Origin of the sequence: Pasteurella pantherarum, assembly GCF_049670885.1 — a bacterium.
Classification (GTDB): Bacteria; Pseudomonadota; Gammaproteobacteria; order Enterobacterales; family Pasteurellaceae; genus Pasteurella.
The window spans coordinates 53,079-73,969 of record NZ_CP187173.1; the positions used below are offsets into that span (position 1 = coordinate 53,079).

The 20,891-nt window shown below is 39.9% G+C and carries 17 protein-coding genes; 15 read left to right on the top strand and 2 right to left on the bottom strand.

Going from position 1 to position 20,891, the window contains the following annotated elements:
- Window positions 1-3 precede the first annotated feature (3 nt).
- From aroQ to purL, 9 genes are all read left to right on the top strand, one after another.
- Window positions 4-456, top strand: coding sequence for a type II 3-dehydroquinate dehydratase (gene aroQ, locus ACPEEM_RS00250; RefSeq protein WP_424402374.1), 453 nt, complete (start codon window positions 4-6; stop codon window positions 454-456).
- A 146-nt stretch (window positions 457-602) separates the two neighbouring features.
- Window positions 603-1,061 carry an acetyl-CoA carboxylase biotin carboxyl carrier protein gene (accB, locus tag ACPEEM_RS00255; RefSeq protein ID WP_424402375.1) on the top strand — a complete coding sequence of 153 codons (459 nt, stop codon included), beginning with the start codon at window positions 603-605 and terminating at the stop codon, window positions 1,059-1,061.
- A 106-nt stretch (window positions 1,062-1,167) separates the two neighbouring features.
- The gene (gene accC / locus ACPEEM_RS00260) at window positions 1,168-2,514 is read left to right on the top strand and encodes an acetyl-CoA carboxylase biotin carboxylase subunit (protein WP_424405362.1); all 1,347 of its coding nucleotides are present in this window, start codon (window positions 1,168-1,170) and stop codon (window positions 2,512-2,514) included.
- 76 nt (window positions 2,515-2,590) lie between these two features.
- Entirely contained in the window at window positions 2,591-2,842 is a 252-nt protein-coding gene (locus ACPEEM_RS00265; RefSeq protein WP_424404150.1) for a YhdT family protein, read from the top strand.
- Window positions 2,832-4,265: a sodium/pantothenate symporter gene (gene panF / locus ACPEEM_RS00270; protein WP_424407265.1), complete on the top strand. Its 1,434-nt coding sequence runs from the start codon at window positions 2,832-2,834 to the stop codon at window positions 4,263-4,265. Before ACPEEM_RS00265 ends, panF begins: the two co-directional genes overlap by 11 nt.
- A gap of 146 nt (window positions 4,266-4,411) precedes the next feature.
- Complete coding sequence (prmA, locus tag ACPEEM_RS00275) at window positions 4,412-5,293, top strand: 50S ribosomal protein L11 methyltransferase (RefSeq protein ID WP_424407267.1); 882 nt, start codon at window positions 4,412-4,414, stop codon at window positions 5,291-5,293.
- Window positions 5,294-5,544: 251 nt separating this feature from the next.
- Complete coding sequence (gene dusB, locus ACPEEM_RS00280) at window positions 5,545-6,543, top strand: tRNA dihydrouridine synthase DusB (protein ID WP_424402379.1); 999 nt, start codon at window positions 5,545-5,547, stop codon at window positions 6,541-6,543.
- Window positions 6,524-6,823, top strand: a complete 300-nt coding sequence (gene fis, locus ACPEEM_RS00285) for a DNA-binding transcriptional regulator Fis (protein WP_005723276.1) — start codon at window positions 6,524-6,526, stop codon at window positions 6,821-6,823. Before dusB ends, fis begins: the two co-directional genes overlap by 20 nt.
- Before the next feature lie 320 nt (window positions 6,824-7,143).
- Window positions 7,144-11,037, top strand: coding sequence for a phosphoribosylformylglycinamidine synthase (gene purL, locus ACPEEM_RS00290; RefSeq protein WP_424407269.1), 3,894 nt, complete (start codon window positions 7,144-7,146; stop codon window positions 11,035-11,037).
- A gap of 36 nt (window positions 11,038-11,073) precedes the next feature.
- Here the strand turns inward: purL and ACPEEM_RS00295 are convergent, their stop codons facing one another.
- A complete protein-coding gene (locus tag ACPEEM_RS00295; RefSeq protein WP_424407271.1) occupies window positions 11,074-12,927 on the bottom strand; it encodes a reverse transcriptase domain-containing protein in 1,854 nt (617 codons plus the stop codon).
- Window positions 12,928-13,793: 866 nt separating this feature from the next.
- Here ACPEEM_RS00295 and ACPEEM_RS00300 point away from each other — a divergent pair.
- Both ACPEEM_RS00300 and ACPEEM_RS00305 read left to right on the top strand, forming a co-directional pair.
- Window positions 13,794-14,345, top strand: coding sequence for an REP-associated tyrosine transposase (locus ACPEEM_RS00300; protein ID WP_424402381.1), 552 nt, complete (start codon window positions 13,794-13,796; stop codon window positions 14,343-14,345).
- Window positions 14,346-15,020: 675 nt separating this feature from the next.
- Complete coding sequence (locus ACPEEM_RS00305; RefSeq protein ID WP_424402382.1) at window positions 15,021-15,482, top strand: hypothetical protein; 462 nt, start codon at window positions 15,021-15,023, stop codon at window positions 15,480-15,482.
- A 137-nt stretch (window positions 15,483-15,619) separates the two neighbouring features.
- Here ACPEEM_RS00305 and ACPEEM_RS00310 read toward each other — a convergent pair whose 3' ends face one another.
- A complete protein-coding gene (locus tag ACPEEM_RS00310) occupies window positions 15,620-16,291 on the bottom strand; it encodes a hypothetical protein (RefSeq protein WP_424407273.1) in 672 nt (223 codons plus the stop codon).
- On the opposite strand from ACPEEM_RS00310, the gene ACPEEM_RS00315 reads away from it, so the two are divergent.
- The 4 genes from ACPEEM_RS00315 to ACPEEM_RS00330 all read left to right on the top strand — a co-directional run bounded on the left by ACPEEM_RS00315 (window position 16,291) and on the right by ACPEEM_RS00330 (window position 20,863).
- Entirely contained in the window at window positions 16,291-17,439 is a 1,149-nt protein-coding gene (locus ACPEEM_RS00315) for a PhoH family protein (protein ID WP_424407275.1), read from the top strand. The two genes, ACPEEM_RS00310 and ACPEEM_RS00315, sit on opposite strands and share 1 nt — an antisense overlap.
- A complete protein-coding gene (ybeY, locus tag ACPEEM_RS00320) occupies window positions 17,440-17,910 on the top strand; it encodes an rRNA maturation RNase YbeY (protein ID WP_424405376.1) in 471 nt (156 codons plus the stop codon).
- Between the two features lie 128 nt (window positions 17,911-18,038).
- Complete coding sequence (locus ACPEEM_RS00325) at window positions 18,039-18,764, top strand: DUF5358 family protein (protein WP_424407277.1); 726 nt, start codon at window positions 18,039-18,041, stop codon at window positions 18,762-18,764.
- 20 nt (window positions 18,765-18,784) lie between these two features.
- On the top strand, window positions 18,785-20,863 hold the full coding sequence (locus tag ACPEEM_RS00330) for a tRNA(Met) cytidine acetyltransferase TmcA (RefSeq protein WP_424407279.1): 2,079 nt from the start codon (window positions 18,785-18,787) through the stop codon (window positions 20,861-20,863).
- Window positions 20,864-20,891: the final 28 nt, after the last annotated feature.

Below are 20,891 nucleotides of genomic sequence, written 5' to 3' on the forward strand. Positions count from 1 at the left end.
ATTATGTCGCCAAAATCACGTATCTTGCTATTAAATGGCCCCAATTTAAATATGTTAGGGGCGAGAGAGCCGAAACATTACGGTCGCTTATCGCTATCGGCGATTGAGCAACGTCTGCAAGCATTTGCACAACAAGCACAAGTGGAGCTAGTGTGTTTTCAAGCCAACAGTGAAGAAAAGCTGATTGATAAAATTCACCAAAGTTTTCAACAGGTGGATTTCATTATTATAAATCCTGCCGCTTTCACCCACACGAGTGTGGCGTTGCGTGATGCTTTATTGGCTGTTGCGATTCCCTTTGTGGAAGTGCATTTATCCAATGTACATAAACGTGAGCCTTTCCGTCATCATTCTTATTTTAGTGATGTAGCAGAAGGGGTGATCTGCGGATTAGGGGCAAAAGGGTATGAATTTGCCTTACAATTTGCCTTAGATTTCCTGTCAGAAAAGGCTTAAATTCAAGAAAATTGCAGAATTTTATCGCAAAGTTGTCGGTTTTCATGTAATCTCTCGCACGAGATGTAGTATTAACCAATTTGTGCTTTAAGTCTTACCATAAGTCTTAAAGTGCGATCAAAAAAATAATATGTTAGGACATAATTATGGACATTCGTAAAATAAAAAAACTGATCGAATTAGTAGAAGAATCGGGCATTATGGAATTAGAGATTTCTGAAGGGGAGGAATCTGTTCGTATTAATCGTGGTTCCGTTGCCCCATCTGCGGTGCAATATAACTTACCTGTGCAAGCACCAGCACCAGTTGCACCAGTTGCCGCGGCACCTGTTGCTGCCCCTGCTGTGGCAGTCAACACAGAGGAAGTCTCGGGTCATGCGATTCGTTCACCAATGGTTGGGACGTTCTACCGCAGTCCAAGTCCAGAAGCGAAGCCATTCATTGAAGTCGGACAAAGCGTGAAAGTGGGTGATGCACTTTGCATTGTGGAAGCCATGAAAATGATGAACCGTATCGAAGCGGATAAAGCAGGTGTGGTGAAAGCGATTTTAATTAATGACGGTGAAGCCGTTGAGTTTGATGAAAAACTCATCATCATTGAATAATTAAAACCATTAAATCTAAATAAGCGATGTGATATCGCTTATTTTTCATAATCAATCTATTTTTAAATAGTGTTCTGACTATTTAACTCACAAGTGGAATTTTCTTATGTTAGAGAAAGTTGTTATTGCCAATCGTGGTGAAATTGCGTTACGTATTCTGCGTGCTTGCAAAGAATTAGGCATTAAAACCGTTGCGGTACATTCCACAGCAGACCGTGAACTCAAACACGTGTTACTTGCCGATGAAACCGTTTGTATTGGCCCAGCGCCTTCAGCCAAAAGTTATTTGAATATTCCTGCCATTATTGCTGCCGCCGAAGTGACGGGGGCAGATGCAATTCACCCAGGTTATGGTTTTTTATCTGAAAATGCAGATTTTGCGGAACAAGTAGAACGTTCAGGATTTATCTTTATTGGTCCAACCGCAGATGTGATTCGTTTAATGGGGGACAAAGTGTCAGCCATTGAAGCCATGAAAAAATCAGGTGTACCTTGTGTACCAGGTTCTGATGGTCCCGTCGGGACAGACATGGCAAAAAATAAAGAAATTGCAAAACGTATTGGTTATCCTGTCATTATTAAAGCTTCAGGTGGTGGCGGCGGTCGTGGTATGCGTGTGGTGCGTGATGAAGCATCGTTAGAAGAATCTATCGCCATGACCAAAGCGGAAGCCAAAGCGGCTTTTAATAATGATATGGTGTATATGGAAAAATATTTGGAAAATCCTCGCCATATTGAAATTCAAGTTTTAGCAGATACTCACGGCAATGCGATTTATTTAGCAGAGCGTGATTGTTCAATGCAACGTCGCCACCAAAAAGTGGTAGAAGAAGCACCCGCACCAGGTATTTCGGAGGAAGTCCGTCGTGATATTGGTGAGCGTTGTGCCAAGGCTTGTATTGAAATTGGTTATCGTGGTGCAGGTACGTTTGAGTTCTTGTATGAAAACGGTGAATTTTATTTCATTGAAATGAATACCCGTATTCAGGTTGAACACCCAGTAACAGAAATGATTACAGGGGTTGACTTAGTGAAAGAACAATTACGTATTGCAGCAGGCTTGCCGATTTCAATTAAACAAGAAGATGTGAAAGTACGTGGTCATGCGATTGAATGTCGTATCAATGCAGAAGATCCAAAAACGTTCTTGCCATCACCGGGTAAAGTGGATCATTTACATTCTCCAGGTGGTTTAGGTGTTCGTTGGGATTCTCATGTTTACGCTGGCTATACCGTACCGCCACATTATGATTCGATGATTGCCAAGCTCATCACCTATGGTGATAGCCGTGAAGTGGCAATTCGCCGTATGCAAAATGCATTAGGGGAAACCATTCTAACGGGAATTAAAACTAATATTCCGTTACATGAGTTAATTTTAGCAGATGAGAATTTTCAAAAGGGCGGAACAAATATTCACTACCTTGAGAAAAAACTTGGTATGCGAGATTAATTGGCAGTAAGTAAGTATGAGAGAAGAAAAGTGGATTTATCCACTTTTCTTATTCGTTTTACAAGGACTTAATAAAATGACTCTTAATATCCGCTATAAGCAAGCAACAAAAGAAGCGCTCTGGGCGTTTGGGTTGACCATTTTATATATGGTTGGTTGGTGTATTTGTGCCTATGGATTACCCAACACAAAAGGATTTCTTGATTTCCCACTTTGGTTTGAGTTTTCCTGCCTTTATCTTCCTCTTCTCTTTACCTTTATCGTTTACGTTTGTATCAAATGTGTTTTCCGTGATATTGATTTAGAAGGGGATCAAGATGAACTATAGCATTATTATTCCGTTATGCCTGTATTTGTGTTTTGTTTTTGGTGTTGCCTACTATGCTTATGCCAAAAGACAAAAAGGTAACTTTTTAAGTGAATATTATGTAGGTAGTCGCTCTATGTCAGGCTTTGTTTTAGCCATGACAACTGCCGCCACTTATGTGGGTGCGAGCTCTTTTATTGGTGGACCTGGTGCCGCATATAAATTCGGTTTAGGCTGGGTATTATTAGCGATGATACAAGTCCCTGTGGTGTTGTTTACTCTTGGCGTATTGGGCAAAAAATTTGCCATGTGGGCAAGAGAAAACAACAGTTTAACGGTGAATGATATTTTATTTGCCCGTTATAAAAACAATACAATTGTATTACTTGCGAGCCTCTCTTTATTATTTTCCTTCTTTATTATGATGGCGGTGCAATTTATTGGGGTTGGGCGTTTGTTAGAAACCACACTCAATATTGATTATCGTCTTTCTGTCTTAATTTTTGCCGCAACAGTTGGGATCTACACCTTGATTGGTGGCTTCAGAGCCGTGGTGTTAACTGATACCATTCAAGGGCTCATCATGTTGATCGGTACATTCTTACTTTTATTCGGTGTGATTTATGCGGGTGGCGGTGTCAGCCAAATTATTGATACCTTAGAGGTGATCGACCCGAACTTAATTACCCCTTATGGTATTGATGCAAGACCGTTAGATTTTACCTTTATGGCGTCTTTCTGGGTGTTGGTGTGCTTTGGTTTATTAGGCTTGCCACATACAGTGGTGCGTGCCATGTCTTATAAAAACAGTAAAGCACTGCATAGTGGGATTGTGATCGGTACGCTTGTGATCGCTTTACTGATGTTAGGTATGCATTTGGCAGGGGCTTTAGGTCGTGCTGTGGTGCCAGAATTATCGGTGACAGATAAAATTATCCCAACCTTGATGATTCAAGTCTTGCCACCAATGGCAGCAGGGATTTTCTTAGCCGCACCGATGGCTGCAATCATGTCATCGATTGACTCTATCCTGATCCAAATGTCTTCAACCTTAATTAAAGATCTTTACTTACGCTTCAGACCTGAAGAAGTGAAAAACGAGAAACGTGTAAAACACTTCTCTCTTTTAGCCACATTACTATTAACTGTGTTGGTGACATTGGCAACATTAAATCCACCAGATATGCTTATTTGGTTAAACCTTTTTGCGTTAGGTGGACTTGAAACTACATTCTTATGGGTGATGTTGCTAGGGCTATATTGGAAAAAAGCCAATGCGTATGGTGCGATCTTCTCAATGATTGTTGGCTTAGGCTCTTACATTGGGTTAACGGCATCTGCGATTAAATTGCTTAACTTCCATGCCATTGTGCCAGCCTTATTGTTTGGGTTGATTGCTTTCCTCATTGGTAACAAAATCGGTGAAAGCAAAGTAGCAAACTAAGTGCTAACCCAAGAAAGAGAAACAAAAATAGGCAGACCGATGTGTCTGCCTTCATTATTTTGAACAAAAATCCGTTTCGCACGAAAACCATTCTGACGATAACAGCACCGTTTTCGAGTGAAACATAAACAACTGGAGGAATAAAAATGGCTTGGGTTCAAATTCGTATTAATAGTACTAATACGCAAGCAGAAAATATGAGTGATTATTTAGCGGAGATTGGGGCGGTTTCAGTCACCTTTATGGATAGCCAAGACACCCCTATTTTTGAGCCATTACCGGGAGAAACGCGTTTATGGGGAAATACGGATGTGGTGGCACTCTTTGATGCAGAAACGGAGATGCAACACATTGTGCATTTACTGAAAGAGGCGGCTTATCTGGATGAAAATACCGCTTACAAAATCGAACAAATTGAAGATAAAGATTGGGAACGTGAATGGATGGATAACTTCCACCCTATGCAATTTGGCAAACGGTTATGGATCTGTCCAAGCTGGCGTGAAGTGCCTGATGTGAATGCGGTCAACGTTATGCTCGATCCAGGATTAGCTTTTGGCACGGGTACCCACCCGACCACCGCATTATGTTTAGAGTGGTTAGATAGCCTGGATTTAACCGATAAAACGATTATTGATTTTGGTTGTGGTTCCGGCATTTTAGCCATTGCAGCATTAAAATTAGGGGCAAAGCAGGCTATTGGCATTGATATTGATCCACAGGCGATTTTAGCCAGCCGAAATAATGCAGAACAAAATGGTGTGGCAGATCGTTTACAACTCTTCTTATCTGATGAAAAACCGACAGACTTAAAAGCCGATGTGGTGGTGGCGAATATTTTGGCTGGACCACTCAAAGAACTTTACCCCATCATTAGCCAACTGGTGAAACCAAACGGGAAATTAGGTTTATCTGGCATTTTAGCCACGCAAGCACAATCTGTTTTTGATGCTTATTGTGAATCTTTTGCACTTGATCCTGTCATAGAATGTGAAGAGTGGTGTCGTATCACGGGGAAATTGAAATAAGCATAAACTGTTGCGATATATAGCGTTATATATAAAAGACTGAAAAAGAAGGGGAAGTTGGCAAGAATTATTTAAAATCTATACAAATAATCCCCAAATTCTTTAATTAAAATCAAAAAATCCAAAAAAAATGCTTTTTGTATAAAAAATATGCTTTTCAAATGCATGAAAAGTGCGTATGATAGCGACCCTTATCGATTAGGGTGCCCGATTGGCGGATATTTTGGCTTTGATGTTTGTGAGGAAGTAAAGTGCGGATTGGTTCTTATCAGATTAAAAATCGCGTACTTTTAGCGCCAATGGCAGGCATTACTGACCAACCTTTTCGACGAATCTGTGCAAGTTATGGTGCAGGTTTAACCTTTTCAGAAATGATGTCCACCAATCCACAAGTTTGGCACACTGAAAAATCGAAGTTGCGTTTGGCACACCATCAAGATGCAGGCATTAACGCTGTGCAAATAGCGGGTTGTGATCCCAATGAAATGGCACTGGCTGCTCAAGTAAATGTGGAATATGGGGCAGAGATTATTGATATCAATATGGGCTGCCCAGCCAAAAAAGTAAATAGGAAAATGGCAGGCTCCGCGCTTTTACAATATCCTCATTTAGTCCAGCAAATTCTTGAAGCTGTCGTGAAAGCCGTGAATGTCCCCGTGACATTAAAAATCCGAACGGGGTGGGATAAAAACCATCGAAATTGCTTAGACATCGCTAAAATTGCAGAGCAAAGTGGTATTCAAGCATTAACAATTCATGGACGCACAAAAACTTGCATGTTCGAAGGGAATGCGGAATACGACAGCATTAAAGCAGTGAAGCAACATATTTCGATTCCTGTTATCGCTAATGGGGATATTACGAGTGCAGAAAAAGCGAAGTTTGTCCTCGATTATACCAATGCTGACGCAGTGATGATCGGGCGTGGGGCCTTAGGCAATCCTTGGATTTTTAATCTCGTGGAGAGTCTAATCGACAAAAATTCGATCGGTTTGGAACCAAGTTTAGATGAAAAATGTGGAGTGATTTTACAACATATCCGTGATCTTCATCAGTTCTATGGTGCAGAAAAAGGGTATCGAATTGCTCGCAAACATGTAGCTTGGTATTTACAGGGAATTCAACCTGATTCCGTTTTTAGACAGGCTTTTAATGCCATTACCTCGCCAGATGAGCAGTTAATTGCATTAGAAGATTTTTTTAATTTGATTCTGATGGATAAAGAAAACAATGTTAGAACAACAACGTAATCCAGCTGATGCATTAACCGTATCAGTATTAAATTCACAATCTCAAGTCACGAACAAACCATTACGTGATTCTGTAAAACAAGCGTTACGCAACTACTTATCACAATTAGATGGTCAAGATGTCAATGAGCTTTATGAATTAGTGTTAGCGGAAGTTGAACACCCTATGTTAGATATGGTTATGCAATATACTCGTGGTAACCAAACTCGTGCAGCAACCATGTTAGGTATTAACCGTGGTACATTGCGTAAAAAATTAAAAAAATACGGTATGGGTTAATTCTGACGGATTTTTTTAATTTGACATTTAAGAGAGGGCGAACAAATTGTTCGTCCTTTTTGTTTGAAAATTTTTTAACGATAACCGCACTTTTTCTCATTGCTGTGAAAGACGCACTTCAATGATTTGCCCACCATAAAAACGCTTGTTTTTTGTTTAAAATTCCCTCCCAATGTGCTGAAAATTTTTCCAAAATACACCGCACTTTTCACCCTTGAACCGCCTTTGATAAATATACACGCAAACGTTTTCGTTTTTTGTGATTTCCCTTTATAATAGCCACGTTTTTTTCAATTTTTTAACTCAACAAGGCCAATTTTATGTTACAAATTTTTCGTGGCTCACCAGCACTGTCTGAATTTCGTTTAAATCAACTTGCAATCCGTTTCCAAAAAGCCGATCTTCCTGTGAAATCTTGTTATGCCGAATATCTGCATTTTGCAGAGGTATCTGAGCATTTAACGGAAGACGAAACAGCAAAACTTCGTCAACTTTTACATTATGGTCCAACTCTTGCTGAACACGCACCTGTTGGCAAATGTTTTATTGTGATCCCACGTATTGGCACCATTTCTTCTTGGTCATCAAAAGCTACTGATATTGCTCATAATTGTGGATTAAATAAAGTAAATCGATTAGAGCGTGGTCTTGCTTTTTATTTTGAATTTGACCGCACTTTATCCACCGAGGAACAACAAAACCTACTTTCCCACATTCATGACAGAATGTTAGAGGGCATTATTCACACCCCTGAAGAAGCAAAAGTGTTGTTTGATCAACAAGCTCCGAAACCGTTCACCACCGTGGATATTTTAACAGGCGGTCGTCAAGCATTAGAAAGTGCGAACGTTGAACTAGGGCTTGCACTTGCAGAAGATGAAATTGATTATTTAGTGGAAAATTTCACGGCATTGGGGCGTAATCCAAACGATATTGAACTTTATATGTTCGCCCAAGCAAACTCTGAACATTGCCGTCATAAAATTTTTAACGCAGATTGGATCATCGACGGGGAAAAACAAGAAAAATCCCTGTTTAAAATGATCAAAAATACCTTCGAGAAAACCCCAGAACATGTGCTTTCTGCCTATAAAGATAACGCCGCCGTGATGGAAGGTTCAAAAATTGGGCGTTTCTTCCCTGATCAAGATGGGCAATATCGTTATCACCACGAAGATGCACACATCTTAATGAAAGTGGAAACGCACAACCACCCAACCGCCATTTCTCCATTCCCAGGTGCGGCAACAGGTTCAGGCGGTGAAATTCGTGATGAAGGTGCAACGGGGCGTGGGGCGAAACCTAAAGCAGGTTTAGTGGGCTTCTCCGTGTCTAACTTAGTGATCCCAGGCTTTGAACAACCTTGGGAAAATCCACTGTCTAAACCAAATCGCATTGCTTCTGCACTTGATATTATGATCGAAGGGCCTTTAGGTGGTGCGGCATTTAACAACGAATTTGGTCGCCCTGCGTTATTAGGTTATTTCCGTACTTATGAAGAAAAAGTAAACAGCTTTGCTGGCGAAGAAGTGCGTGGTTACCACAAACCCATTATGTTAGCAGGGGGTATTGGGAATATCCGTGCGGAACACGTACAAAAAGGTGAAATCCCAGTCGGTGCAAAATTAATCGTGTTGGGTGGCCCAGCGATGAATATCGGCTTAGGTGGCGGTGCAGCATCTTCAATGGCATCAGGTAAATCAAAAGAAGATTTAGATTTTGCTTCCGTACAACGTGATAACCCAGAAATGGAACGTCGTTGCCAAGAAGTGATTGACCGTTGCTGGCAGTTAGGTGAGGATAACCCGATTCTCTTTATTCATGATGTGGGGGCAGGCGGTTTATCCAATGCCATGCCAGAACTTGTGCATGATGGTGGCCGTGGCGGGAAATTTGAACTACGCAAGATCTTAAGTGATGAGCGTGGCATGAGCCCGTTAGAAATCTGGTGTAACGAATCACAAGAACGCTATGTGTTAGCGGTCGCTCCTGAAAAACTCGAATTATTTACCGCACTTTGTGAACGTGAACGTGCCCCTTTTGCGGTGATTGGTGAAGCCACCGAGCAAGAACATTTAACCCTACACGATGATCATTTCGGTAATGACCCAATCGATTTACCAATGAACGTGTTATTGGGTAAAACGCCAAAAATGACTCGTGATGTGCAATCAAAAACGGTAGAAGGTAGCGTTTTAGATCAATCCCAGATCGATTTAAAAGAAGCGTTCCACCGAGTGTTACGCTTACCTGTTGTCGCAGAAAAAACCTTCTTAATTACCATTGGTGACCGTTCTGTAACAGGTATGGTGGCACGAGATCAAATGGTCGGTCCATGGCAAATCCCAGTGGCAGACTGTGCGGTAACCACCGCCAGTTTAGACAGTTATCACGGTGAAGCCATGTCCATGGGTGAACGTGCCCCAGTGGCATTACTCGATTTCGCCGCTTCAGCCCGTTTAGCGGTGGCAGAATCCATTACCAACATTGCTGCCACTAACATTGGTGATATTAAACGCATTAAATTATCGGCAAACTGGATGTCTGCCGCAGGTCACGAAGGGGAAGATGCAGGCTTATACCAAGCGGTGAAAGCTGTGGGTGAAGAGCTTTGTCCACAACTTGGCTTAACCATTCCTGTGGGCAAAGATTCCATGTCAATGAAAACCACTTGGAACGAAAACGGTGAACAAAAAACCGTAACTGCTCCATTATCACTTGTCATCAGTGCATTCGCTCGTGTAGAAGATGTTCGTAAAACCGTTACACCACAATTACGCACAGACAAAGGTCATAGTCGCTTATTATTAATCGACTTAGGTGAAGGAAAAAATCGCCTAGGGGCAACCGCACTTGCCCAAGTGTATAAACAACTTGGTGATAAACCTGCGGATGTGGTGAACGTTGAAAATTTGAAAAACTTCTTTAATGCGATGCAAGCCTTAGTGGCAGAGCAAAAACTCTTAGCCTACCACGACCGTTCAGACGGCGGTTTAATTGCCACCCTTGCCGAAATGGCGTTTGCGGGTAACTGTGGTTTATCGATCCATATCAGTGCATTAGGCGATAACGATCTTGCGGTGTTATTCAACGAAGAATTAGGTGCGGTGATTCAAGTGCGTGAAAGTGATTTAAGCTATGTGCGTGAGGTGTTATCGCAACATGGTTTAATCCACTTAACTAAAGAATTAGGGGAAGTGACAACAGATGATTGTATCGAAATTTCTCGTGGCACCAAATTATTATTCAGCCAAAAACGTTCTGAATTGCGAGGCATTTGGGCGGAATTAACCCACCAAATGCAACGTTTACGTGATAACCCAGAATGTGCCGATCAAGAATTTGAAACGAAGAAAGATCCTGAAAACAAAGGGTTATCGGCTCATTTAACTTACGATATCAATGAAGATATCGCCGCCCCTTATATTGCCACAGGTAAAAAACCTCGCATTGCGATCTTACGTGAACAGGGCGTAAACAGCCATTATGAAATGGCAGCCGCCTTTGACCGTGCTGGCTTTGAGGCGATTGACGTACACATGAGCGATTTACACAACGCTCGCTACAACTTAAAAGACTTCAATGCCTTAGTAGCTTGTGGCGGTTTCTCTTATGGTGACGTACTGGGTGCTGGTGGTGGTTGGGCGAAATCCATCCTATTTAACCCAATGTTGCGTGATCAATTTAGCGAATTCTTTGCCAATCCAAACACCCTCACCTTAGGGGTATGTAACGGCTGCCAAATGGTTTCCAACCTTGCTGACATTATCCCAGGTACAGAGGCTTGGCCACGTTTCGTGCGTAATAAATCCGAGCGTTTCGAAGCTCGTGCAGCATTAGTGCGTATTAATGAAACAAACTCACTTTGGTTCCAAGGCATGGCAGGTTCCCATATGCCAATTGCAGTGTCGCACGGTGAAGGACGTGTCGAGTTCAAGCACGATCAACAGTTACAGATGTTAAAAGATCAAAACTTAATCGTGGCACAATACATCGACAACAACCTCAACCCAACGGAAATCTACCCAGCCAACCCAAATGGCTCCGTAGAAGGCATCACCGCATTGTCTAACCAAGACGGCCGTGTCGCCATCATGATGCCACACCCAGAACGTGTATTCCGTACGGTTTCTAACTCATGGCACCCAGAAGATTGGAGTGAAGATGGGGCGTGGATGAGATTGTTTAGAAATGCGAGGGTGGTGCTAAAATAAATTCGTAATAAAGCACGTATAGTATTGTACGTGCTTTTAATCTAATTTTACTTTTGTTTTGAAATGATTTTCTATATTTCTAATTTCGGTTATTAATGAAGTAAATTGGTTGAAATTAAAAGAATTTTTATTTTCTCTAACCTTAATGGCGAAATCATTTTTTGATATTTTTTCCCCATCAAAAATAACACAATCATGATTGTCGTGATTTATCATTATTTTTGAATTATTGTAGTAAATAAGGTTTTCAATGCAAGTTTGTTTATTTTTTTCATTGTAACTGTGTTTTTCTTGTTGACAAGTTAGTTTTTCCAGTAAAAGGATATAAATATTTTCTTTAATATGAGCAAACTGATCGCCTATATTAAAATGCTTATCTATGTGTGTTTTTATATTTTTTAGTCCATCATCATAATCTAATAAAAATATTACAGGATATTTAGGCTTTATACTTATTTTATCAAAATCGACATAGGAATTATTAGTATAAGCGGTGTCAATAAATTTTTTTATTGGGGCTGTTCCTCCACTTAATCCTAATTTCTCAAGATTAGAATTATGTTTAATTATTTTTACATTTTTTGTAAAGTTTAATGATTGAAATGCATATTTTAAATATACATGGTCAGTTTTACCTTCTGTGAAAATATATGTTGATTCAATACCTATAAAATATTTATAGAATAAAACATTCCTTAGTAACTTAATTTGATTGTCTGGGGGGTATAGTTTTTCATCTTTTTTTTGTATGAAATCTAAATATTTTTTAACTTGTTCATTATTAATATCAAAACTATGCTCTAGCCTATCTATTCCAATATGTTTTTTTATTTTATCAGTTTCTCTATTGTATTGGATTATATTAGTTAAATTTCGTTTAAGTGAAAGCTGTATATGTTTTCTGATTTCACTAAGAAGGTTTATATTCAAAATTCTATCTCTATATTTTATAGATATAGCATGATTTAAACGACCAATAAGCTGATCAATATTTCCAATATACTTATGGTTATCTCCTTTATATATTTCGAACTGACTTGTTCTCAATAAATTATTGACCATTGCTCTAGAATGCTTTTTATATTTTTTATCGACATTTAAAAAACGGTTAACAATGACTCCAGTAACAACTTGTTTATGATATCGATTAGTATATCTAGTTTTTTTTATATTAATGCTAAAACCACATTGGTTTATTGCTGATATTAGCTTCTTATTAGGATGCCAAATATTGTTTTTATTATCTAGTAAATATTTAGAAAAGTCTCTGTTTGAGGAGAAGGTTATATCGTCAGCATATCTAGTATATACGAGGTGATACTTTCTAGCTATCATAGATAATCTCGTATCAATTATGTTTCCTATGAGTGATGCTAAGATTGGCGATAGGGGAGAACCTTGAGGTAATACACCATGATAAGTTGCTAATTTAGCTATAATTTTTGCAGTTCTTTCGGGTAAGGAGAAATATTTGTCTTTTTGCAGAAATCCAATTATTCTACCATAGTGAATGGAGGAAAAAAAATCTTTAATGTCTATATTGAGAAGATATTTTTGATTTTTATGTAATGATGCATTTGATGCTATTGATTTGTATTTTTCAAATGCATGGTTTTTAGCTAAGTATGATGGGTGTTTTTGTTGAATCTCTGTAATACATTGTATAAAAACTTTTGAAAATTCCTTTTGTAAATATTTTAAAGTCTTATTGGGAGAGGATATAGTTCTTGTTGTTCCATCTGATTTGGGGATTGTGAATTGATGATATTTATCATTATCTTGTACTCGAAAAACTATATAAGAAAATTGACTTGCAGTGATTTTTAAAGAAAAGGAGGAGATTAAGTCTTCAATAGAATCACATTTACGTAATTTATTTAGTGTTTTCATCTTTAACCTTGTAAATAGATAGTGTGAATATAAGCACTCTTACGCGATTCCTCTAAGGATTCTACTTAATGTTTTATTTGTAAAGTTACATTAAGTTAATAGATAATATAAGCAATAAAACTCATTGCCACATGATTAATTCTTACTCCGAAACAAAGTAAAGGATCTGCTTATATTCACGCCATCAGTTTACACTATTAATTATAATAGGTCAAAATTATATTTTTCTTATACTAACGCATTTCGCTCATACTTGTGCTTTTTTCATATCCAATTCACTTAAAATACTCGCCATGGATGACTGTGATATCTTTTCTTTTTTATTAATAGTTAGATATTAATAAGGCGAATTAATGTTTTCTTTGTTTTTTATTTACACGATTCTTGTGTCATATTATATTGTAAAATATGCTTGTGCATTTGGTTATGCATAAGATGAATAAAATAAAAATATTTATTATTCGTGGCTGTAGTAGATTAGCTCCTCGATGGCGCTCGTGTCCACACGAGTGCCTTGTCATATCTAAATTAGTCTAAGCACTCGTCACAGACGAGTGCTATCTTCCTGATTTTTGTTATCTTTTTCTTTTTTATTTTGTGAATTGGCTCGAAAAATGAACCCCCTCGATGGCGCTCGTATCCATACGAGTGCCTTATCACCCCTCGATGGCGCCCGTGTCCACACGGGTGCCTTGTCATATCTAAGTAGTCTAAGCACTCGTCAAAGACGAGTGCTATCTTTCTGATTTTTTTTTATCTTTTTATTTTTTATTTTGTGAGTTGGATCGAGAAATAAACCCCAAAATGATGCTTAATTTCTATTTTTGCTTAGAGTTTCTTTATTTACTTTTATTGGGATTGGGGCAATGAGCAGAAAATATAAAATGAACAATCCAGAGGGAATTTATTTTGTTAGTTTTGCAACGGTTTATTGGGTAGATGTGTTTGTTAGAGAAATTTATTTTGAGGCAATTATTCAGGCTCTTGCATTTTGTTGTAAAGAAAAGGGGATGATTCTGTATGGGTATTGTATTATGCCGAGCCATATTCATCTATTATTCCAAGCGAAGGAAAAGAATCCCATGGCATTATTGCAGAGTTTTAAGAAATTTACTGCGAAAGGCTTGTTAAAGTTGATTAGTGAAAATCAGCAAGAAAGTAGGAAGGAATGGCTTTTATGGATGTTTGAACGGGCAGGAAAGAAAAGTGCTAATGTTCAAAAATATCAGTTTTGGCAACATCACAATCAACCTATCGAGATTTACTCCGAAAAATATTTTGACCAGAAATTAGATTATATCCATCAAAATCCTGTTGTGAGTGGATTTGTTTCTCAAGCAGAAGATTGGAAATACAGTAGTGCTAAAAATTATCTAAATTGTCAAGATATTGTACTTGAAATAGAGAAATTGATTTAGTTATAGAAAAATTCATATTTGTATGTTTGTATGCTTATTGGAACCCCACATATACCCCCGATGGTGCTCGTGTCCACACGAGTGCCTCGTCATATCTAAATTAGTTTAAGCACTCGTCACAGACGAGTGCTATCTTTCGTTTCCTATACGTTGCACCCCGATGGCGCTCGTGTCTCACGAGTGCCTTGTCATATCTAAGTAGCCTAAGCACTCGTCAAAGACGAGCGCTATCTTTCGTTTCCTATACGTTGCACCCCGATGACCCCGATAGCACCCGTGTCCACACGGGTGCCTTGTCACATCTAAATTAGTCTAAGCACTCGTCACAGACGAGTGCTATCTTTCGGGTAGAATCGAGAAATGAACCCGATGGTGCCCGTGTCCACACGGGTGCCTTGTCATATCTAAGTAGCCTAAGCACTCGTCAAAGACGAGCGCTATCTTTCTGATTTTTGTTGTCTTTGTCTTTTTTATTTTGTGAGTAGGATTGAGAAATGAGACCCGATGGTGCCCGTATCCACACGGGTGCCTTTTCTTTTCTCCAGAATGTCAAATATTCATCACAAACCACAACATTAACAATCGCTATCAATAAAGTGCTTCAGATATAACCTTTTTTAATCAATACTGCTGTATAATAAACAATCAACTTTCTCTTTTATAAGGCGGGTATTTATGAAAAAAATGCATTACGTTAAATCGCTAGGCGTTGTGCTTTTGGGAAGTTTTTGTTGGTTAAGTGTCAATGCTCAACCTCAGTTGTTAACGCCAGAGCAAATAACTAAAATTGAAAATAAATTGATTGGGAAGCACAAACTTTCTTTACAGTGGGTGAGTTGGGAGAGGTTTGGCTCAGTGAATATTTTAAGAGATGCCGATGGGTTAAGCATTGAAGGGATGCAAAAGGTAAATGGGAATTTTGTCTCTTTATTTGGCAAAATTAAGGTGATCGACGAAAAAGCCTTTCTTTTTACAGGGGAAATTGTCACCCGTGTTGATCATATTAACAATGGCGAGGCATGTACACGAAATGGCAACTTTGAATTCCGTGCGACAGGTAAACGTCAATATTGGCGTTTGCAACAAATGAAGAATCCTTGTGATCCCGTGACAGATTATGTTGATGTGTATTTTTAAGTCGCTAAAGTGCGGTTGATTTTAAAATAATTTTGAAATGTGGATTTGTCCCGATGGCGTAGTGTTTCTTTTTAAAACAAACCCACTTCCATATTTAGAAAAGAAGGCGAATCAATGTTCGTCTTCTTTTGTCTTTTTTATTCAGACGCTTTTTTGTCATATTGTGCGAAGTACGCCTGTGTACTTGGTCTGAATAAGATGAATAAAATCAAGAGGTTTATCATTATTCTAACAAGCGAATAATCTCTTTCAATGAGATTAAATGCAAAAGACAGAATCACTAATATCACACTGATTTTTCTGCCCAGGGGATGACCTTTAAACATCAATACGGCGGCATAAGTACAAAAATAGGCAGAGATAAAAAATAAAATCAGGTTGAGGGAGGCGGGAAAAGGGCTGTCGATAAGGGCTTGTTTAATCTGATGTTCGAGATTGGGGGAAAGAAAGTAACCAAAAAAGGCGAACAGACCCAGTAGGGTGGTTGAGATTTGGAACCAGCAAAGGGCGGTGATAGAGGGTGGGCGTTTCATATGTTCCTTCCTTGTCTTCGTTAAACGATGTTTTATCGTCATGATAAAATTGGTGAAAATCGCCATCAAAATGTAGCATGCTTTTTTGAAATTATATAGTCTCTTCAATAAGTTAATTAAAAAAAGATATTTTCTAAAACTCCAATTCTTCGGAGTATTGCTAACATTATGCGATGAATTTAATTCATTATTCTCAGTCAAAATCTTACCTAGCAAATTTTCCACAATCTCTTTACAATACCCCAAGTTTTCTTTTTTACTTTTGAGGTTTAACATTGACCGACTTACTCACCGAAACCTTCACCCTTGAACCGCAGGATAATGCACGTTTACAAGCCTTATGCGGTGCCTATGAAGGGAATTTGCAACTGATTGAAAAATCATTAAATTTAACCATTTCTCGCCGTAATTTTACCTTTACCATTCAAGTGAATGAGGAAGAGGCTAAACCGCATCATGCGGCATTGCTGAAAAGTGCGGTCAATTTAATTCAAGGTTTGTATTTGGAGACGGCTCCCGTGCGTGGGCAAATTCGTGAACTGGATTTAGAAGATGTGCATATTGCGATTCAGGAAAGCCGTATTTTAATACAAGATACACAACATGAGCGTGAAGAAAGCAAGGTTTATGCCTCGTCTATTAAAACCAAACGAGGATTAATTAAACCGCGTGGTGCCAACCAAATTCACTATTTGCATAATATTTTTCGCCATGACATCAGTTTTGGGATTGGTCCTGCGGGGACGGGGAAAACATTTCTTGCCGTGGCAGCCGCAGTGGAATCTCTGGAAAAACAAGAGGTTCGCCGTATTTTGCTCACCCGTCCTGCGGTGGAAGCAGGGGAAAAACTCGGCTTTTTACCGGGGGATTTAGGGCAGAAAATCGAGCCTTATTTGCGACCGCTTTATGATGCCTTGTTTGAAATGCTTGGCTTTGAACGTGTGCAAAAATTAATGGAACGCAATGTGATTGAAATTGCACCGCTGGCGTATATGCGTGGGCGTACCTTAAATGATAGCTTTATCATTTTGGATGAAAGTCAAAACACCACCGTTGAACAAATGAAAATGTTTTTAACGCGTATTGGGTTTAATTCCAAAGCGGTGATCACGGGCGATATTACCCAAATTGACTTGCCTCGTAGCCAAAAATCAGGTTTACGTCATGCCATTGAGGTGTTAGAGAAGGTACCTGAATTGAGCTTTAACTATTTTGAAAGCAACGATATTGTGCGTCATCCTGTGGTGGCAAAAGTGGTACAAGCTTATGATGCGTGGGAAGCACAAGATGAAATTCGCCGTGCAGAGCTGGCTGAGCAACGTCGTTTAGCCCGCACGGAAAAAGAAACCCAAGAGAAAGAAGATGTGGCGGTGGAAAACCCTGAAAAAGTGCGGTTAGAAAAGACAGAACATGAGAAAAGTTAAATGAAAAAAGTCATCATTGATTTACAACTTGCCTGTGAAAATACGGAAAACTTGCCCACTGAAACGCAAATTCAAACCTGGGCAAATCAGGCAGTGCAGCCAGCGTTATCGGATGTGGAAATGACGGTGCGTATTGTGGATGAAGCGGAAAGTCATCACCTGAATTTGACTTATCGTGGCAAAGACAAACCCACCAATGTGCTTTCTTTTCCCTTTGAATGCCCCGATGAGGTGGAACTCAGTTTATTGGGCGATTTAGTGATTTGTCGCCAAGTGGTGGAAAAAGAAGCGGAAGAACAAGGTAAGCCTTTAATGGCACATTGGGCACATATGGTGGTGCATGGCAGTTTGCATTTGCTGGGCTATGATCACATTGAGGATCACGAAGCGGAAGAAATGGAAAGCTTGGAAACGGCGATTATGCAAGGCTTAGGCTTTGAGGATCCGTATTTGAGTGAAAAATCCGCCTAATTTTTAGGCATTCAACCCTCGCGTTTAAACTATTTTTTTCTCTTGTGGTCGAAGAAGTCTAAATTTTCGCGAGGAGCAAATCTATGCTCCATAAATGACGCTTTTATTGTAAACAAGAGGAAAAAATCATGTTTAAACCATTATGGGTGATGTTCTCTATTGTGAGCCTCAGTGCTTGTGTGGCGTATTATCCTTATCCTCAATATGAGCCGACAGAAAGACCAGTGTATCAGCCAACTTATGAACCGCCTTTTGAGACAACGGAGCCTAAACATCGCACAGAATATCCAAGAAAAGAGACAAGCTATTATAAAATTTCTACCGAGCAGATGAATCGCTTTATTCTGGCAAAAAATAACCTTGAAGCTTGTTTATTACCAGAATTAGGACGACAAGGCGATGATCGGTTAACGGCGTTAGAAAAGCAATTGCTGAAAGAGATGATCAATGAGCAGTTGGAAAAGATTGTCGGTAAGGCTTCCGCCAAAACGATTTATGATGATCCCAATGCGTATCGTTATTTTCAATTTAAATATAATCAGTTAAAACACGATTTAACCAATATTCGTGAATCTGAATGTCGTGATTTAAAAGAACGTTACAATCAACGTTTTAAAGAAAGTAAACGCCAACGTGGGTTAGCGCCTCGCACAGGTCATTCCATTGAACGCCGTATGCAAGAGCAGCAAGCCTCCATTGAAGAAAGAATGCGTCGTCAGCGTGAATCCATTGAAAGACGAATGCAAGATCAACAAAAGGCGATGGAGCGTAAAATTTACGGCACGGAAGAGCCACTTTATCAGCCGAAAAAAGAGGTGAACATTGATTGGTCACACCCGTTTGATCGTTGGTAACCTGTTAACTTCTCGTCAATATGATGTCTTTTCAAGGCAAAATTAGCAATTTTACATCCAGACAATTACAGCTGTGGGTAGGTGATGAAAAGTCCCTCTCACCGCTTTTCGTCCATTTACCGCCATCAAAAAGTGCGGTATGGATTGGCGATAGTTTCGTAAAGAGGTTAAGCCTCCCTTCCCTTTCAACGATGAAAATCGTTCCTTTTAATCAAGCCAAAAATCTTTTAGGGCAAGAATTTAACTTGATTATTTATGATGCAAGAGCAGGGCTCAATTTGGACGCCTTGGCTGCCGTGAGTGGCACGTTGCGACAACCCGGTCTACTCATTATGCTTTTTTCCCAGTGGGAACAGTTAACTCAATGGCAAGATCCCGACTCTTTGCGTTGGTCGGGGGAAGCACTGCCTATTCCAACGCCGCACTTTGTCCGATTTTTTCAGCAATGTGTGAAAAAATATGGATTCCCTGTTTATCATTTTCCTTCTCTGGATTGTCCTTCTCTTGATTTCCCAGAACGGCAAGAAAATGTACCGCAAGAAAATGCACGGCAAGCAAAAAGCGTGGATTCAGATCCAACGCCTACCCCAACGCCTACCTTAGAACAGCAACAACTGTTACAGCAAATTGCCACTTCACAGGCAGACATTATTTTGCTGACCGCCAAACGGGGGCGTGGTAAATCGGCACTTGCTGGTTTTTGGGCGAAACAATTATGCTCGCAACATCAACCTTTTATTCTGACGGCACCGAACAAAAGTGCGGTGGATATTTTGCACGTTTTTGCAGGCGAGCCACTTCCTTTTCTTCCCCCAGATGCATTGTGTACGGAAATTGAACAAAATCCGCATGCGTTTTCTCAGGCTTGGTTGCTTATTGATGAAGCCGCAATGATACCGCTTAACCTGCTTGAACGTTTAACTTCTGCCTTTCAGCGAGTGCTTTGCACCACCACAACACAAAGTTATGAAGGCACGGGACGCGGTTTTTTACTCAAATTTAAAGCAAATTTACACCGCACTTTTGTGCATATTGAATTGCATCAACCTCTTCGCTGGCAGAAAAATGATCGGCTCGAAGGTTTTATAGAAAATCTGTTATTGCTGGACGATAATTTAGTGGTTGATAATTTGTCAGACAGTGGCTTATCGCCCGATCCCGTGCCGCTTGCTTACCAAGTGCAAGCCTATTCTCCCCAACAACTCAAGGCAGACAAATGGCAGGATTTTTATGCCCTGCTGAGTCTTGCACATTATCGCACTTCACCAGTGGATTTACGCCGTTTATTGGATGCCCCAAAACAACAGTTTTATTTAGCCACATTAAAAGACCAGTTGCTCGGGGGTGTTTGGCTGGTGGAAGAGGGGAAATTCAGCCCAGAATCCGAACCTTTGATTCAGGATATTGCTCGAGGAGTGCGTCGCCCTCGTGGCAATTTAGTGGCTCAGTTATTGTGTTTTCAAGGCAATTTTCCACAAGCGTGCCGCTTATCCTCCTTGCGAATTTCTCGCATTGCCGTTCATCCCCATTGCCAACATCAAGGCATTGGACAAAGGTTGATCAAGGAAATAAGCCAGCAGGCTGAAGTGGATTTTTTATCCGTGAGTTTTGGTTATACCCAAACGCTGGCGACATTTTGGCAAAAATGTGGGTTTGTGTTTGTGCATCTCAGTGAACAAAAAGAAGCGAGCAGTGGGGGGTATTCTGTGGTGGCACTCAAACCATTAACGGCAAAGGGCAAGGTGTTTTGCCAACAAGCACAGCAACAATTTCAACGTAACTTACCTTTATCTTGGCACCCTTTGGCTGCATCTTTTGCTGACACGCCTTTTACAATGGAAAAGGTGGATTGGCAATTGCTCGAGCAGGATTGGGCGATGCTCCATCATTTTGCGGATTTTTATGTGCCATTGTCTGCGAGCTTACCTGCTATTCAGCGTTTCTTGGCAGGGCATCACGAAACCGACTGCCCAACTTTACAAGCCTTTTTACAGCACAAACGCCTTGATCTTGCGGAGATGACCGGGAAAAAACAATGGCTAAAGTGCTGTCGTCAAGAAATGAAGAAAGTGTTGCAAAATTATGCGGTCATTTTATGATGATATCTCTTAGCCAAAGCAGGAGATA

Coding starts and splice junctions, on each gene's coding strand:
- ACPEEM_RS00325 (WP_424407277.1), top strand. CDS start 18,039: ATGTTTAAACCATTATGGGTGATGTTCTCTATTGTGAGCCTCAGTGCT.
- ACPEEM_RS00295 (WP_424407271.1), bottom strand. CDS start 12,927: ATGAAAACACTAAATAAATTACGTAAATGTGATTCTATTGAAGACTTA.
- prmA (WP_424407267.1), top strand. CDS start 4,412: ATGGCTTGGGTTCAAATTCGTATTAATAGTACTAATACGCAAGCAGAA.
- ACPEEM_RS00265 (WP_424404150.1), top strand. CDS start 2,591: ATGACTCTTAATATCCGCTATAAGCAAGCAACAAAAGAAGCGCTCTGG.
- ybeY (WP_424405376.1), top strand. CDS start 17,440: ATGAAAAAAGTCATCATTGATTTACAACTTGCCTGTGAAAATACGGAA.
- fis (WP_005723276.1), top strand. CDS start 6,524: ATGTTAGAACAACAACGTAATCCAGCTGATGCATTAACCGTATCAGTA.
- panF (WP_424407265.1), top strand. CDS start 2,832: ATGAACTATAGCATTATTATTCCGTTATGCCTGTATTTGTGTTTTGTT.
- ACPEEM_RS00305 (WP_424402382.1), top strand. CDS start 15,021: ATGAAAAAAATGCATTACGTTAAATCGCTAGGCGTTGTGCTTTTGGGA.
- ACPEEM_RS00300 (WP_424402381.1), top strand. CDS start 13,794: ATGAGCAGAAAATATAAAATGAACAATCCAGAGGGAATTTATTTTGTT.
- ACPEEM_RS00310 (WP_424407273.1), bottom strand. CDS start 16,291: ATGTTAAACCTCAAAAGTAAAAAAGAAAACTTGGGGTATTGTAAAGAG.
- ACPEEM_RS00330 (WP_424407279.1), top strand. CDS start 18,785: ATGATGTCTTTTCAAGGCAAAATTAGCAATTTTACATCCAGACAATTA.
- accC (WP_424405362.1), top strand. CDS start 1,168: ATGTTAGAGAAAGTTGTTATTGCCAATCGTGGTGAAATTGCGTTACGT.
- accB (WP_424402375.1), top strand. CDS start 603: ATGGACATTCGTAAAATAAAAAAACTGATCGAATTAGTAGAAGAATCG.
- aroQ (WP_424402374.1), top strand. CDS start 4: ATGTCGCCAAAATCACGTATCTTGCTATTAAATGGCCCCAATTTAAAT.
- purL (WP_424407269.1), top strand. CDS start 7,144: ATGTTACAAATTTTTCGTGGCTCACCAGCACTGTCTGAATTTCGTTTA.